The sequence below is a fragment of the Streptosporangium nanhuense genome (assembly GCF_059358815.1).
Window position 1 is genome coordinate 174,546 of the sequence record NZ_JCADBG010000007.1, and the last position, 13,474, is coordinate 188,019.

Consider the following 13,474-nt stretch of genomic DNA (forward strand, 5'->3'; position numbering starts at 1 on the left):
CGCCGCCGAAGGCGGCAAGAGCGGCCGAGGGTCCGCGCCACCACCTCGGGCACCGTGCGGGTTTTCGGGCAGAGCCCGCGCGACCGGAACGCCGTGCGGCCCCGGATGGGCATCATGCTGCAGGAGAGTCGGTTCTCCCCGGACCTGACGGTGCGTGAATCGGTCCGGCTGATCGGATCACTCACCCGGCGCATGGACACGGCCGAGCGCGTGCTCGGCGTGGTGAATCTCACCCGCAAGGCCACCACCAAGGTCTCCCAGCTCTCCGGCGGCGAGAAACGACGCCTGGACTTCGCCACCGCCGTGTACGGAACACCTGAACCGATCTTCTTGGACGAGCCCACCACCGGCCTGGACATCCAGTCCCGAGACGATCTGTGGAACACCGTCGACAGGCTCCGCGAAGACGGCTCCACCGTCGTTCTCACCACGCATTACCGTGCACATGCCTGATACGGACAGAAGCGATCCAACAGCGCTAACCGACCGCCCGGCGACCAGATGAGGACCAGTGAGCCCGACACAAGGTCGACTCAGACGAGGTGTCCGTCCTGCGGGGGAACCTCGATGTGCGTTGCGGCTCGGTCGTGTGCGTTCCGGTGGTGTCTGGTTACACTCGATACATGAGCGTGATGCGTGAGGAGCTTCACCATCTGGTGGACCGCCTGCCCGAGGAGAAGGTGGCACCACTGCTCCGCCTTGTCCGAGACCAGCTCGACGAACAGCCCGTCGTCCGTGATCTGCCGTTCATCGGAACGCTTGAGGCCGAGCCGGATTTCGCGGAACGCTCTGAAGAGATCCTGCGCTCGGAGGACAATCACTCTTCGTGATTGTCATTGATTCAGGGCCTTTGGTCGCGGCGGCCAATATCCGGGACAACCATCACGAACTCTGCGCCGGGCTTTTGCGGACTCATCCGGGTCCGCTTCTCGTTCCCGCCACAGTTGTCATGGAAGTCTGCCAGCTCATCGAGAAGCGCCAGGGAAGCAAAGCGGAAGCGGCTTTTCTGCGATCTTTTCAATCTGGTCTGGTTCTGATCGACCTCATCAATGAGGATTTGGACCGTATGAGTGATTTGGTGGAAACATATGCCAATCTCCCATTAGGTGCGGCTGATGCCTCAGTGGTCGCGGTGGCTGAGAGGCTTGAGCTGGCCGAGGTTGCCACACTCGATCGTCGTCATTTCACCGTCGTACGTCCCCGGCACGTGAACGCGTTCACCCTCTTGCCCGAGCGGCTCTGAGTGCGGAACTGAAGGATCATCGCCAGCGGCATCCGGACGGATCGGCTGTCGAGGAACCGTTTTGTGGCTCTCGGAAGGGTGATGAGACCTGATCCACTGCCTCTCCGTGGGTGTTCTCCGGCGCGTCAACCCGGACGGTCGCCTGTTGTGAGGGCGTGGAGTTCGCGGGCGGCGGGCAGGGTTCGGGCGCGTTCGGGGAGGGCGGTCACGACCTCTCGCATGATCTTGCGCCTGGCGGTCGTGGTGGGGAGGGAGGTCGCGATGTCGAGAGCGCGGCCGAGCCCCTCGGTCACATCGCGATCCTGGACCACTCCCCATGCCTGGATGAGGCCGATGTTGGCCCTTCCCCCGGCTTTCTCGCGCGGGCAGGAGGCGAGAGCCTGCTCCAGCATCGGCATCGCCGTCTTCCCGTCTCCCAGCTTGGTGAGCACGAAAGCCTCGGCGTACTGCGCGCTGTCCAAAGGCAGGCCCCACACGGAGATGGGGTCGTCGGTCACGGAGGCGGGAAGGCGCTCGTATACGCCCCTGAAATCGTCGAGGACCTCGCGGGCGGAGGCCACCTGCCCGGCCTCGGCGAGAATGCGGCTGCGCGTTTTCAGTGCCTCCGTCAGGCCGAGGCATGGACGGCCGTCGGCGAGATGCACGGCCTCCTCGATCAGGGTGTCCGCGACCGGTCCGAGACGACGCATGTAGAAAGACTTAGTGGCCTCCTCCGCGCGGATCCACACGCTCAGCTCACGGTCGCCGGAGGCGTTGGCGGCCGACCGGGCCGCGCGCCACGAACGCCAGCACGCGCGGGCGCTGGAGGTTTCGGCCAGGTCGAGGGCCAGGAACGCCGACAGCTGGGCGTAGACGCGCAGCAGGGTGGTGTGCTCGGCCGGGGCCTGAGCACGCGTCAAGGCAAGGCCCAGGTTGCGGATGTCGCCTGTCAGGTCGGCGATCCTGGAACCCGGCGGCTCCGTCCAGACGCCCTGCGCGTAGTCCCACGCGATCTGCTCCCAGTCGCTCGCGCTGTTCTCGGCCGCGTGGTCCGTGATCCGTCCCAGGCCCGCGTGCAGGGCGTCCACGGCGGAAGCGGGGATGCCGACACCGGCACCCATCGTCATCAGGAGTTGGAGAAGGGTTCGGCGCTCCACATCATCCTCATTACGTCCTGAGGTGCTGGTTTTTTCGTTACTTACCCGGAATCGGGCGAGTTCCACGACGAGGGCGTGAAGCTCCGCGATCTGCCCGTTCGCCTCCAGCGCCTTGTCGACCGCCCGAGCGCTGGAAGTGTCCATTCGCGAGGCGGCGCGCTCCCAGGCGGAGATCATCGTGTGGTCCACGTGGACCATTTCCGCAAGGCCGCGCTGCGATAAATGGGCATTTTCCCGCCGATGGCGAATAGTGCTGCCAAGCAGGTGCCAAGGGGAATCAGCGGGATTAACCGGCTGGGGCGTACGTGGCATTCCGTACTCCGGGGTTTGGGGAGGTTGGGGGGTGCGCGCTTTCCCCCGGAAAACCTCTTGGATATCTCGTCGGCCGATTCCACTATTACACGGACGCGGCGAAAAGCCTCGGGAAACGGCGGAGCCCGCCACGGCATCGCACGCCGGGACGGGCCCCTTGATCGGATGGAGGTCCGATCCATGGACGATGGTAAATCAACGACACCCGGTTCGGTGATTTCGGGCTGGCGAATTGTTCTGAGTGACAAGGGACGGCTGTGGGCCTCCCGTGTCGTCCCGTTCACCGACGCCGAGTTCGGCGCCGGAGCGGCGCGTACGGTCGACGCCGACACCCTCGACGAGTTGCGGGCCGAGGTCGAGAGACAGGAGAGCGCGGCACGGCAGGTGGCTGGGCAGGAGGTCTCGTGATCCGGCGCGGGTCCGCGCCTGCCGGAGGGCGGCACCGGGATGGTCTGGTACCTGCCCTCGTTCCCCGCCGCTCGTGGGATCGGCGGGCACGCGCGGACGCGGAGCGGCTGGATCGCGAGTGGAAGGACTGGGCCGTCTTCTACGGCACGCACTCGCGCCTGTTCTACGCGATCGCGGCCTGGCCGGTGCCCGGTCCGGAGATCCTGCGGGCCTCCACCGCCGACGACCTCGAAGCCCAGATGTACGAGGTGGTCATGGCTCTGGCCGTCCGGCGCGAGGTGCCCGCCTCAGGCGTGTTTTCCTGACGGGGACGGCGATGATTCCCGCGAGCGGCGGTGCGAACCTTCCGAAACCGTTCGCTGGGGCCGGGGCGACCGGGGACGATGAGCCCGACCATGGATGCCGGGACGTCGTAGTAGTGGCCGTGATGTGCGACCTTTGTCTGGGTTTTTGGTGGTCACCGGGACAATTTACGACGGGCTCTGTCCGATACCACTTGGAGAACCTCGGTGTCGCTCTGAGGGGCTGGCCATATCTGGAGGTGAAACGAGTCGATGATCACCGTGGATCGCAGGTCGAAGGCCTGGTCCATGTTGCGGGCGTGGTAGCGCAGCCGGTACCAGCCGTCCTCGGACGGCAGCTGTGGCAGGGCGATGTACTTTGTGGAATCCCAGGCGGTTACCGTGAGTGGTTCGATGTCGGCTTGGAAGCTGGCCTCGACCACGTCCTCGTATTCCTCCAGCAGCGGCCCCGGGGCGTGGTGGTGCAGGGATACGGTCAAGTCGATGCTTCCGAGATAGAGGCCGGTAACGAAGTGGGCTCCTCCTCGTACAGTTCGCAGGATGCCCGCGTTCGACAGTCCAGGTGCTTTCGGCTCCGGGTGCACGGTTCGATACTTGTTGCCGTCGAACAGGTAGAACTGCGCGTAGTTCACAGGGAACTCGGCACGGATGACAGTGTTCCCGGGCTCCCCGGACACGACGGTCTCAACTGTTGAGCTCACGTGATTCCCCTCGGTATAGATCAACGCGGTGAGTGCCGTGGTTGGGAGGTCGTCACCGCCGAAGAGCACCTCCGCACGCTCACCGGTCACGGGGGTCAAGCGGTCCCCTCCACGATCCCGACGCCGGTAACTCCCCGGGAGGAGTGTCAGGATCCCGACGTCGTCGCCGGGGTCGTCGCCGCCTGCGGGACCGCCGAGGAGCAGGGCGATCCTCCGGACGAGAGGCGGCCGCCGGCTCGTCGTCGACGTGGCCTGCCGATCAGCGTGGACGGCTGAGGGCGGCCTCGGCCAGATCCGTCCATTTCCCGGCCGAGGAGTGGGGCACGACCACCCAGTCCTTCATCGCCCTGCCCCGCCCCGAGGGGTCGAACAGGGACGCCCCGGCCAGCTGCAGCGCGGCTGTATGTTCGGGGGTCTCCCTGACCAGCCGGAACACCATCGCGCCGTCGCGCTGCAGGCTCGCGAACACCTTCCCCGCCTGGTCTTTCAGCGCGGGACTCCCCATCATCCTGGAGATCCCCACACCCAGGTCGGCCAGCTCGGCGCCGACCCGCTTGAAATCCTCTTCCGCGCTCATCGTCAGTCGGTCCCAACTCCGTGGCGGCGTGGTCGAGCGGCTCGTCGTGGCCGGGACCGTTCCCACATGACGCGATCGCCTCGGCCCCGCCCTCCGGCGGCACGGCGATCAGGCTAGCCGTCCCGGTGGTACCGATCAAGGCCGGACGCGGGGTGCCGAGGCCGGCCCGGCCGTCCACGACGGGCTGACCGGGCAGAGCGCTACCGGGCCGGGGAACCGCCCGGATCGCTCACCGAGATGGCGCCCGACGGGCAGAGCTGCTGTGCTCGGCGGGCGGCGGCGTGCAGCTCGGGCGGGGGCGTCTCGTCGAGGAGCACGACGGTGCCCTCGTCCTCGCTCTGGTCGAAGACCTCGGGCGCGGTGAGCACGCACATGCCCGCTCCGATGCACCGCCCCATGTCCGTGGTGATCTTCATATCCCCTCCTACCATCTGACCGGCAGCTCCCGTACACCGTAGATGGACATTGTGTCGCGCATCGGGACCTCCTCCGCCGGTACGGCGAGGCGCAGGCCGGGGAAGCGGTCGAACAGCATCGGGAACGCGATGCGCATCTCCACGCGGGCGAGCTGCTGGCCGAGGCACTGGTGCAGCCCGTGCCCGAAGGTCAGGTGCCCGGTCGCGGGGTTGGTGATGTCCAGGCGGTCGGGGTCGGGGAAGCGCGCGGGGTCGCGGTTGGCGGCCGGGAGCGAGAGGGTCACCGGGTCTCCGGCCCTGATGAGCCGCCCCTCCACCTCGACGTCCTCCAGGGCCGCGCGGAGCGGGCCGACGTGGATGATCCCGAGGTAGCGCAGCAGCTCCTCGACCGTGTTGTCGATCAGCGAGGGGTCGGCGCGCAGCGCGGCGAGCTGGTCGGGGTGCTGGAGCAGGGCGAACGTGCCGAGCCCGAGCATGTTCGCCGTCGTCTCGTGCCCGGCGACGAGCAGCAGGAAGCCGACGTTGCCCAGCTCCTCGTCGGTCAGCTCGCCGCTCGCGATCAGCCCGCTGAGCAGGTCGTCGGCGGGCTCGGCCCGCTTGGCCTCGATGAGCCGGGCGAAGAACGCGGCGAAGCGGGCGATCGTCGCGCGGATCTCCTCGACGGAGGACGACAGGTTCAGCAGCACCGTGGTGGACCGCTGGAACTCGTCGCGCTCGGCGTACGGGACGCCGAGCAGCTCGCAGATCACCAGCGATGGGATGGGCAGCGCGAACTCCCGCACCAGGTCCTGGGGAGGCCCGGCCTTCTCCATCGCGGAGAGCCGCTCCTCGGTGATCTCCCGGATCCTTGGCTCCAGCTGCTTCATCCGCCGCACCGTGAACTGGGCGGTGAGCGGCTTTCGGTAGCGGGTGTGGTCGGGCGGGTCCATCCGGATGAACAGGCCGGGGTCGGCCGGGCGGCGCACCTCCTGCATCAGGGGGAAGGGCACCGGGACGTTCAGCAGCTCGCGCCGGGAGCTGAACCGGGGGTCGGCGAGGATCGCCCGCACGGCGGAGTAGCCGGTCACCAGCCAGCCCGTCGTGCCGTCCGGGTAGGCGAGCGGGGTCACGGGCCCCTCCTCGCGGAGCGCGGCCAGGCGCTCCGGCGGTTCGAAGGGGCCGGGACGCCCGAAGGGGAAGGTGACCGCTTCCGGATGGGACTGCGTCATTTCACACTCCTCATGCAGCGATGCGCTTCGTCCCGTCCAGAAAACTACATCAAATGCAAAATTACAATAGATGCAGAGTATGGGCCGATGCATTAGGCTGCGCGCATGAGTGAGGCCCTGGGACTGCGTGAACGCAAGAAACTCCGCACCCGGCACGCGCTCATCGCCGCCGCGCTGAAGCTCTTCATGGAGAAGGGCTACGAGCAGACCACCGTCTCGGAGATCGCCGCGGCCGCCGACGTCTCGACGCGCACCTTCTTCAGCTACTTCGCGAGCAAGGAGGACGTGATCTTCCACAACTCGCGCGACGGCGTCGAGCGCGTGCTGGGAGTGATCGCGGAGTCCCGTCCGGGAGACCGGGCGATCGACGTGCTGACCCGCGCCGTCGCCTCCGGGTTGGCCATGCTCGCCCTCGACGAGCGGCTCCAGAGCGAGATAGGCCCGGCCAACTACCTCGTCATGACCGTCCCCTCGCTGCGGGCGCGCGGCCTGCTGCTCCTCTTCGAGAGCCAGCGGGAGCTCGCCGAGGCCCTGCACCGGGCCTGCCCGCAGGAGCTGAGCCTCGTCGAGGCGTCGGCGCTCGTCGGCGCGGTGGCCGGCGGGGGCAAGCTCGCCGCCTTCGTCAGCATGAGCAACGGCGCCTCACCGGAGGAGATGCTGGAGGCCGGTCGCCAGGCCACCGAGCTCGCCCTCTCGGCCCTCCGCGCGGCCTCCTCGCCGCTGCCCTGACCGGGCCCTCGTCTGTCTCCACGGCGCTTCTTCGCCGCGCTTCTTCGCCGCGCTTCTTCATCGCGCTTCTTCATCGCGTACGACCGCGCCTCGGTCCGACGGTCTTCCGGTGTATCGGCTGACCTCGTCGTTTTCCCGCTCCGCGTGCGACCGCGTCGGTCCATACCGCCGACCGGTCGGTCTTCCGGTATGCCACCGGCGCCGTTTTCGCGTCTACGCTGCCTGACATGGAGTCACCCTCTCCCACCGCGATCCTGTTGCGAGAGAGGCGCTTCGTCCTGCTCGCCTCGGCCCGGACGATCTCCGTGCTGGGAGACGGTTTCGCCCGGGTGGCCCTGGCGTTCGGCGTGATCGCGATTCCCGGGAGCACGCCCGCGCAGCTGTCGCTGGTGCTGGCGTGCCAGGCCGTGCCGCAGCTGCTGCTCATCCTCGTCGGCGGCGTGCTGGCCGACCGCTTCTCCCGGTCCGGGCTGATGGTGATCGCCGACGTTGTGGGCACCGTCGCGTACGGCGGGCTGGCGGTGATGTTCCTGACCGGAGACGCGCCGATCCCCGCGGTGGCGCTGCTGGCGACCCTGGCGGGGGTGGCCACCGCCCTGTTCGTCCCGGCGATGACCGGGGTGGTGCCCGAGGTCGTCCCCGGGGAGCGGTTGCAGGAGGCCAACGCCCTGCTCGGGGTCGCGAGGAACGGCGCCATGGTGCTGGGGCTCGCGCTGTCCGGTGTCGTCGTCGCCCTGGTCGGCGCCGGGTGGGCCCTGGCGTTCAACGCCGTCTCGTTCCTCGCCAGCGCCGCGCTGATCCGCGCCATGCGCCTGCCCCGCCGCCTCCGGATGTCCATGGGGTCCGGCTGGTCGGATCTGCGGCACGGCTGGCGGGAGTTCGTCTCGCGCCAGTGGCTGTGGGTCGTGGTGGTGCAGTACGCCTTCGTCGTCGCCGCGGTGGGGGCCAACGTCGGCGTGCTCGGTCCGCTGGTCGCCGAGCGGGACCTGGACGGGGCGAGCTCCTGGGCGCTGATCGTCACGGCCCAGGCGCTGGGGACCGTCGCGGGCGCGGGTCTCGCCGCGCGCCTGCGGCCCCGGCGTCCCATGCTGCTCGCGGTGCTGGCCACCTTTCCCACGGCGCTGCCGATGGTGCTCCTCGGGGCCGGGGCGCCGCTGTGGACGATCGTGGTCGCGATGTTCGCCGCGGGTGTGGCCGGGGACGTGTTCGGCGTGCTGTGGACCACCACCATGCAGCGCGAGGTGCCTCCCGACGCGCTCTCCCGCGTCAGCTCCTACGACTGGTTCGGATCCCTGGCGCTGGCGCCCCTCGGCATCCTCGTCGCCGGTCCCGTCGCGGCCACGATCGGTCCCGGCACCGCCCTTCTCGGCTGCTCCGGTCTCGTCGTGGTCGCCACGCTCGCGGCGCTGCTCTCCCCGCAGGTCCGCACCCTGCGGGCGCCGGGCGCCACAGAAGACGTACGGCCCGCGTCTGGGGAGACCGCGGGCCGTACTCAGTAGGGGAGGGTCAGGGGTTGGGGACGGTGTCGACCCAGGTCGTCGAGGCGGAACGGTAGTTGTTGACGCGGCTCAGCACGGTGGCCGGGGCGACGACCTCGTTCTTGGAGTGGTAGAACCAGTCGACCTGCTGGACGTAGTCACGCGAGGTCGAGCTGCCGACCAGGCCGCCGCTGATGAACCAGAGGTTGAAGTTCACCGACTGCACCGTCTCCGGGTAGTAGTCGCCGCCGTGCTCGGCGAAGAGGGCGCCGTCGATGTAGTACCTGATCTGGCCGCCGGAGACCTGCAGGACCAGGTCGTGCCAGCCCGCGTAGCTCTGCCTGACCTCGGTGTGCACGTTCACCGCCTGCCAGGGCTCGTTGCGGTAGGTCTCCCACGACGTGGCGTACATGATGTTGGCGGGCTCGCCCCAGCCGCCGTTGGGCAGGTACTCGAAGTCCTGCTCGCTGTAGTTGGGGTCCATGTCGGCGGCGAGCGGGGTGATGGTGAAGAAGGTCTGCACGATGTGGTCCCCGTCGGGACCGCTGACCGGGGTGTCGGAGAACTTCACCCGGGCCGCGTAGGTGCCCTCCAGGAACTTGCGCTGGTGCAGCACCTCCGACTGCTGGGTGCCCGAGGCGGTTCCGTCGGTGACGGCCTTGAGCTGCAGCGCCTTGTTCGTCCCCGAGACCGTCGGGAAGGTCACGTTCTGCTTGGGCCAGCTCGCGCCGGGCACGCCGGGGCCGCCGGTGTTGGTGCGCACGGTCCAGTTGTGCGCGGAGATGTTGGGGTCGTCGGCGTTGTTGTAGGTGAAGTCGTCGAACACCACCCCGCTGCCGCCGGGAGGGTTCGTGATCGTCGGGGTGGGCGTCGGGGTCGGGTCGCCGCCACCGCCGGAGGGCGAGGTGCCCCAGACCAGGGCGCCGTTCTGGTAGACGGTCACCTTGGTCCAGTCGCCGTACGTCGTGCGGGCCGGGCCGAAGGAGTAGTCGTCGCTCTGGGTCAGCCGCTGCCAGTCGGCGCGGTGGAAGCGCAGCTGCAGGTCGCCGGTCTGCGCCCCGACCGCGAGGTTCCCCGAGGTGAAGCCCACCTCAAGGTAGCGGTCGGCGGTGGCCGTGCCGGGGGAGAGCGTCCCGAAGGTCCCGGTGACCGTGGAGCAGGAGACCACCGCCCACGAGCAGGCGAAACGGTACTGCGGCGATCCGGCGTCCGCCTTGAAGTAGTAGCGGATCTTCACGCCGCTCAGCGGCACGGCCGTGGTGCCGCTGTTGACCAGGTTGAACCACGGCTCGACCTGGTCGGCGGTCGCTCCGGTGGCGCTCGTCTTGTACTGGAGCCTGACGGACTGCTGGGCGCTGGCCGGGTTGGCCGCGACGCCCACCAGCGCGAGCAGCATGGCGGACACGAGCCCGCCGAGTAACAGCTTTCTGCGCACTGTCTTTCCTTCCCTTCAGTGGGTGCTTTCCGGGGCTTGGGGTTTTTCAGGGGAGAGTCACGGGATGAGCGGGCCGCCGCGGACGCCCTGGGCACTGAGCCGGGCGAGGTGCGGGCCGAGCCGCCGCAGGAAGTCGGGGTAGTCGCCGGGCGAGCCCCAGGCGACCTCGGCGAAGGCGCACATCCTGGGCAGGGCCATGAACTCGACCCGTTCGGGCGTGGGCATGTACTCGGTCCACAGCTGGCACTGCACGCCCCGCGCGGCCGGGTCGGGTGCGAACGCGTAGGTGTCGGCCAGGGTGAGGACGCTCTCCTGGACGGTCGGCCGGTCGGGGTCGGCCGGCTGGTCGTCGAAGGGCGCGGCCGAGGGGCGGTAGTCGAAGTAGGTCCGCGTGTGCGGGGCCAGGATGATGTCGTTGCCGCCGCGCTCGGCCTGCTCGTCGCGCCAGACCATGACGGTCGTGCCGGGGGTGGGCTCGCGGTCGGGCTCGTCCCAGCAGACCAGCCTGCGCGAGTGCTTCTCCAGGTGCGCGGCCATCCGGCCGATGAACCAGGCGCACGCGTCCTGGGGCCCCGCCAGCCCCAGCTCCGCCAGCCGCTCCCGCGCCCGGGGACCGCGCTCCCACTCGGTGGTGGGGCACTCGTCCCCTCCGACGTGCACGTACGGGCTCGGGAAGAGCTCGAAGACCTCGTCGAGCACGTCCTGGCAGAAGCGGACGGTGGACTCCTCAAGGTTGAGGACGTGCTCGCTGATCCCCCACTCGTCCCAGACCTCCACCTCACGGGACGGGTCGTTGCCCAGGTGCGGGTAGGCGGCGATGGCGGCCTGGGCGTGGCCGGGCATCTCGATCTCGGGCACCACGGTGACGAAGCGCTCCGCCGCGTACGCGACGATCTCCCGTATGTCGTCCCGCGTGTAGAAGCCGCCGCGCCGCGCGCCGACCTCGGTGAGCAGGGGGTAGCGCTCGATCTCCAGGCGCCATCCCTGGTCGTCGGTGAGGTGCAGGTGCAGCACGTTGAGCTTGTGCTCGGCGAGCAGGTCGACGAGGCGCAGGACGAACGCCTTGGGCATGAAGTGCCGGGCGACGTCCAGCATCACCCCGCGCCAGGCGAACCTCGGCCGGTCCTCGATCGTCCCGTACGGGATCAGCGGACCCAGCTGGGAGAGGGTCCGCGAGCCGTAGAAGCGGCCGGCCGGGCCGCCGGCGGTGAGCTCGACGCCCGAGGGGGAGACGTCGAGGCGGTAGCCCTCCTCGTCGAGGGACGGGTCGTCGGGCATCAGCCGCAGGAGGTCCCGCCGGAACGCGACGGAGCCCCCGTCGACGGCCACTTCCCGTGGCCTCGGAATGATCACGTTGGTCTTCCCTTCGCGGCGCCCCGGGAGGGCACGCCTGTGGACGGTGGGAGGGAGGGCATGGCTGGGAGAGGGCATGGCGGTGTGAGGGTGCGGTGGTGGGAGGGCGTAGTGGTGGTGGTGGGGGGCGGGGTCGCGTTTCGCGGGCGGGGCCGCTCACCCCTTGACGGCGCCGGCGATCATTCCCGAGGTGACCCTGCGTTGCAGGACGAGGAAGATCAGCAGCACCGGCAGCATGAAGAGGGTCGAGGCGGCCATGGTGGCCCCCCAGTCGGTGCCGAAGACGTTGCTGAAGGAGGAGAGCCAGACGGGCAGGGTCCGGTCGTCCTGGTTCTTGATGATCAGTGCGTTGGCGAAGGCGAACTCGTTCCACGCGGTGATGAAGCCGAACAGGCAGGTGGACATCAGCCCGGGGGCGAGCAGCGGCAGGACCACCCGGCGGAAGGCCGCCGCCCGGTCGCACCCGTCCATCAGCGCGGCCTCCTCCAGTTCCGGAGGGATCGCGGCGAGGAACCCGCGCAGGGTGACGATGGTGAACGGCAGCGTCGTCATGAAGTAGATCAGGGTGAGCATCGACAGCTTGTCGAGCATGCCGGTGTCGCGGGCGATGATGAACATCGACACCAGCAACGCCTCCCAGGGGGCCATCTGGGCGATGAAGACCATCAGGATGAACGCCTTGCGCCCGCGCCAGCGCATCCGGGCCACCGCGAACGCGGCGAGCAGTGCCACCACCAGGGCGAGCAGCACCGCGCTCGCGGTGACGGTGAGGCTGTTGCGCCAGAACGTCCAGAAACCGTCCGCGCTCACCGCGGTCGCGAAGTGCTCCAGGGTGGGGTGGGCGGGCCAGAAGGTCGGGGTCTGCGACTGGATGTCCCTGGTGGGCTTGAACGCGGTCAGCACCATCCAGTAGACGGGGAAGACCGAGACGGCCAGCACGGCCAGGGCCGCGAGGTTCAGCGGCGCGCGGCGCAGCAGGCGAGCGGGTGCCGGTCGGCTTGACGCCAAGGTGGTCGTCACAGTTCCTCCCCTTCGTGCTTGAGCATCCGCCGGAGGTGGGTGATGAGCAGGGCGATCAGGATCAGCACGGTGAGGGTGGAGATCGCCGAACCGAGGTCGTACTTGTGGAGCGACTGCGCGACCTGGAACGCGTAGACGGGCAGCGTGGTGGTGGCCTCTCCGGGGCCGCCCTTGCTGATCGCCCAGATCTGGGCGAAGCACTTGAACACCCAGATCACCTCCAGCGAGGCGATCAGGCCGAAGAGCGGTCGCAGGATGGGGAAGGTGACCGAGGTGAAGACCTGCCGTCCGCTCGCCCCGTCGATCCGCGCGGCCTCGTACAGCTCGGCGGGGATGGTGGTCAGGCCCGCGTAGAGGGTGAGGGCGGCGAACGGCACGGACTGCCAGACGACCAGGGCCACCAGGATGGCGAAGGTGGACGTGCCGTCGGCGAACCAGGTGTAGTCCCTGAAGGACTCGAATCCCAGCGTGACCAGCAGCCAGTTGACCACCCCCAGCCGCGACTGGAACAGCCACTGGAAGATCGTGGTGGCCGCGAGGACGGGGGTGGCCCAGGTGAGCACCAGGCCGCCCATCACGGCCAGGCGCATCCCCCGGCCCAGACGGGCGATCATCAGGGCCACCGCGGTGGAGATGACCATGATCAGGACGACGTTGACGGCCGTCCAGACCAGGGTCCTGCGCACCACGGCCCAGAACTCCGCCCCGCCGAGCACCTCCGCGTAGTTGCCCAGGCCGACGAACTCCGCGCCGCCCCGGATCAGCTCACCGGTCCTGAAGTGCTGGAAGGAGATGACGACGCTGCGGATCAGCGGGTAGAGCAGCAGGTAGGCGGTGCCCGCCAGGGTGGGCGCGATCAGCAGGTAGGGCCAGAGGCCGGCGATCCGGGACGGCCGCGCCCCCTGCCCGGAGGGTTCGGGGCGTTCAGGGCGTACAGGGTGCTCGGGGTGCTCTGGCGCGGAGGCGTCCCGGTCGCGGGTGCGCCGCCGTGTCGGGCGCCCGGTCGGGGCCTGGGGGACAGCGGGCATGGCACTCCTCGAAACGGGCGAGCGGGTACGGACGGGTGGGTGGGATCCGGCCGGGGTTCGTCGCGGCCGGCGCGGTGGACGGAGGCCCGGTCAGGGTCTGTCGCGGCCGGTGCGGTTTCACGCGGGCC

At 69.1% G+C, this 13,474-nt stretch carries 15 protein-coding genes and 1 pseudogene; 7 read left to right on the plus strand and 9 right to left on the minus strand.

Going from position 1 to position 13,474, the window contains the following annotated elements:
• Positions 1-33 precede the first annotated feature (33 nt).
• The 3 genes and pseudogenes from AC5L38_RS15955 to AC5L38_RS15965 form a co-directional block, all read left to right on the plus strand.
• Positions 34-450: pseudogene (locus AC5L38_RS15955) on the plus strand (ATP-binding cassette domain-containing protein); the annotation flags it as partial.
• 173 nt (positions 451-623) lie between these two features.
• Positions 624-830: a hypothetical protein gene (locus AC5L38_RS15960; protein WP_110695190.1), complete on the plus strand. Its 207-nt coding sequence runs from the start codon at positions 624-626 to the stop codon at positions 828-830.
• On the plus strand, positions 827-1,243 hold the full coding sequence (locus AC5L38_RS15965) for a type II toxin-antitoxin system VapC family toxin (protein WP_495243567.1): 417 nt from the start codon (positions 827-829) through the stop codon (positions 1,241-1,243). Before AC5L38_RS15960 ends, AC5L38_RS15965 begins: the two co-directional genes overlap by 4 nt.
• Before the next feature lie 125 nt (positions 1,244-1,368).
• On the opposite strand, the gene AC5L38_RS15970 is transcribed toward AC5L38_RS15965, so the two are convergent.
• Positions 1,369-2,379, minus strand: a complete 1,011-nt coding sequence (locus AC5L38_RS15970; protein ID WP_495243568.1) for a hypothetical protein — start codon at positions 2,377-2,379, stop codon at positions 1,369-1,371.
• A 492-nt stretch (positions 2,380-2,871) separates the two neighbouring features.
• Between AC5L38_RS15970 and AC5L38_RS15975 the strand changes: the two genes are divergently transcribed.
• Both AC5L38_RS15975 and AC5L38_RS15980 read left to right on the plus strand, forming a co-directional pair.
• Positions 2,872-3,099 carry a hypothetical protein gene (locus AC5L38_RS15975; RefSeq protein ID WP_495243569.1) on the plus strand — a complete coding sequence of 76 codons (228 nt, stop codon included), beginning with the start codon at positions 2,872-2,874 and terminating at the stop codon, positions 3,097-3,099.
• A complete protein-coding gene (locus AC5L38_RS15980) occupies positions 3,096-3,404 on the plus strand; it encodes a hypothetical protein (RefSeq protein ID WP_495243570.1) in 309 nt (102 codons plus the stop codon). The genes AC5L38_RS15975 and AC5L38_RS15980 overlap by 4 nt, the downstream gene beginning before the upstream one ends.
• A 152-nt stretch (positions 3,405-3,556) precedes the next feature.
• Here AC5L38_RS15980 and AC5L38_RS15985 read toward each other — a convergent pair whose 3' ends face one another.
• The 4 genes from AC5L38_RS15985 to AC5L38_RS16000 all read right to left on the minus strand — a co-directional run bounded on the left by AC5L38_RS15985 (position 3,557) and on the right by AC5L38_RS16000 (position 6,303).
• Positions 3,557-4,201: a hypothetical protein gene (locus AC5L38_RS15985; RefSeq protein WP_495243571.1), complete on the minus strand. Its 645-nt coding sequence runs from the start codon at positions 4,199-4,201 to the stop codon at positions 3,557-3,559.
• A 160-nt stretch (positions 4,202-4,361) separates the two neighbouring features.
• Complete coding sequence (locus AC5L38_RS15990) at positions 4,362-4,679, minus strand: hypothetical protein (RefSeq protein ID WP_495243572.1); 318 nt, start codon at positions 4,677-4,679, stop codon at positions 4,362-4,364.
• 200 nt (positions 4,680-4,879) lie between these two features.
• On the minus strand, positions 4,880-5,095 hold the full coding sequence (locus tag AC5L38_RS15995; protein WP_495243573.1) for a ferredoxin: 216 nt from the start codon (positions 5,093-5,095) through the stop codon (positions 4,880-4,882).
• An 8-nt stretch (positions 5,096-5,103) separates the two neighbouring features.
• Positions 5,104-6,303 (minus strand): cytochrome P450, encoded by a 1,200-nt coding sequence (locus AC5L38_RS16000; protein ID WP_495243574.1) that lies wholly within the window; start codon positions 6,301-6,303, stop codon positions 5,104-5,106.
• Between the two features lie 105 nt (positions 6,304-6,408).
• Between AC5L38_RS16000 and AC5L38_RS16005 the strand changes: the two genes are divergently transcribed.
• Together AC5L38_RS16005 and AC5L38_RS16010 are read left to right on the plus strand one after the other, a co-directional pair.
• Positions 6,409-7,032: a TetR/AcrR family transcriptional regulator gene (locus tag AC5L38_RS16005; RefSeq protein ID WP_495243575.1), complete on the plus strand. Its 624-nt coding sequence runs from the start codon at positions 6,409-6,411 to the stop codon at positions 7,030-7,032.
• A 227-nt stretch (positions 7,033-7,259) separates the two neighbouring features.
• On the plus strand, positions 7,260-8,531 hold the full coding sequence (locus tag AC5L38_RS16010; protein WP_495243576.1) for an MFS transporter: 1,272 nt from the start codon (positions 7,260-7,262) through the stop codon (positions 8,529-8,531).
• Between the two features lie 7 nt (positions 8,532-8,538).
• On the opposite strand, the gene AC5L38_RS16015 is transcribed toward AC5L38_RS16010, so the two are convergent.
• The 4 genes from AC5L38_RS16015 to AC5L38_RS16030 form a co-directional block, all read right to left on the minus strand.
• Positions 8,539-9,945, minus strand: coding sequence for a cellulose binding domain-containing protein (locus AC5L38_RS16015; protein ID WP_495243577.1), 1,407 nt, complete (start codon positions 9,943-9,945; stop codon positions 8,539-8,541).
• 57 nt (positions 9,946-10,002) lie between these two features.
• Positions 10,003-11,298 (minus strand): beta-N-acetylhexosaminidase, encoded by a 1,296-nt coding sequence (locus AC5L38_RS16020; protein ID WP_495243578.1) that lies wholly within the window; start codon positions 11,296-11,298, stop codon positions 10,003-10,005.
• A 156-nt stretch (positions 11,299-11,454) separates the two neighbouring features.
• Complete coding sequence (locus AC5L38_RS16025) at positions 11,455-12,318, minus strand: carbohydrate ABC transporter permease (RefSeq protein WP_495243579.1); 864 nt, start codon at positions 12,316-12,318, stop codon at positions 11,455-11,457.
• Positions 12,315-13,346: a carbohydrate ABC transporter permease gene (locus AC5L38_RS16030; protein WP_495243580.1), complete on the minus strand. Its 1,032-nt coding sequence runs from the start codon at positions 13,344-13,346 to the stop codon at positions 12,315-12,317. Before AC5L38_RS16030 ends, AC5L38_RS16025 begins: the two co-directional genes overlap by 4 nt.
• Positions 13,347-13,474 lie beyond the last annotated feature (128 nt).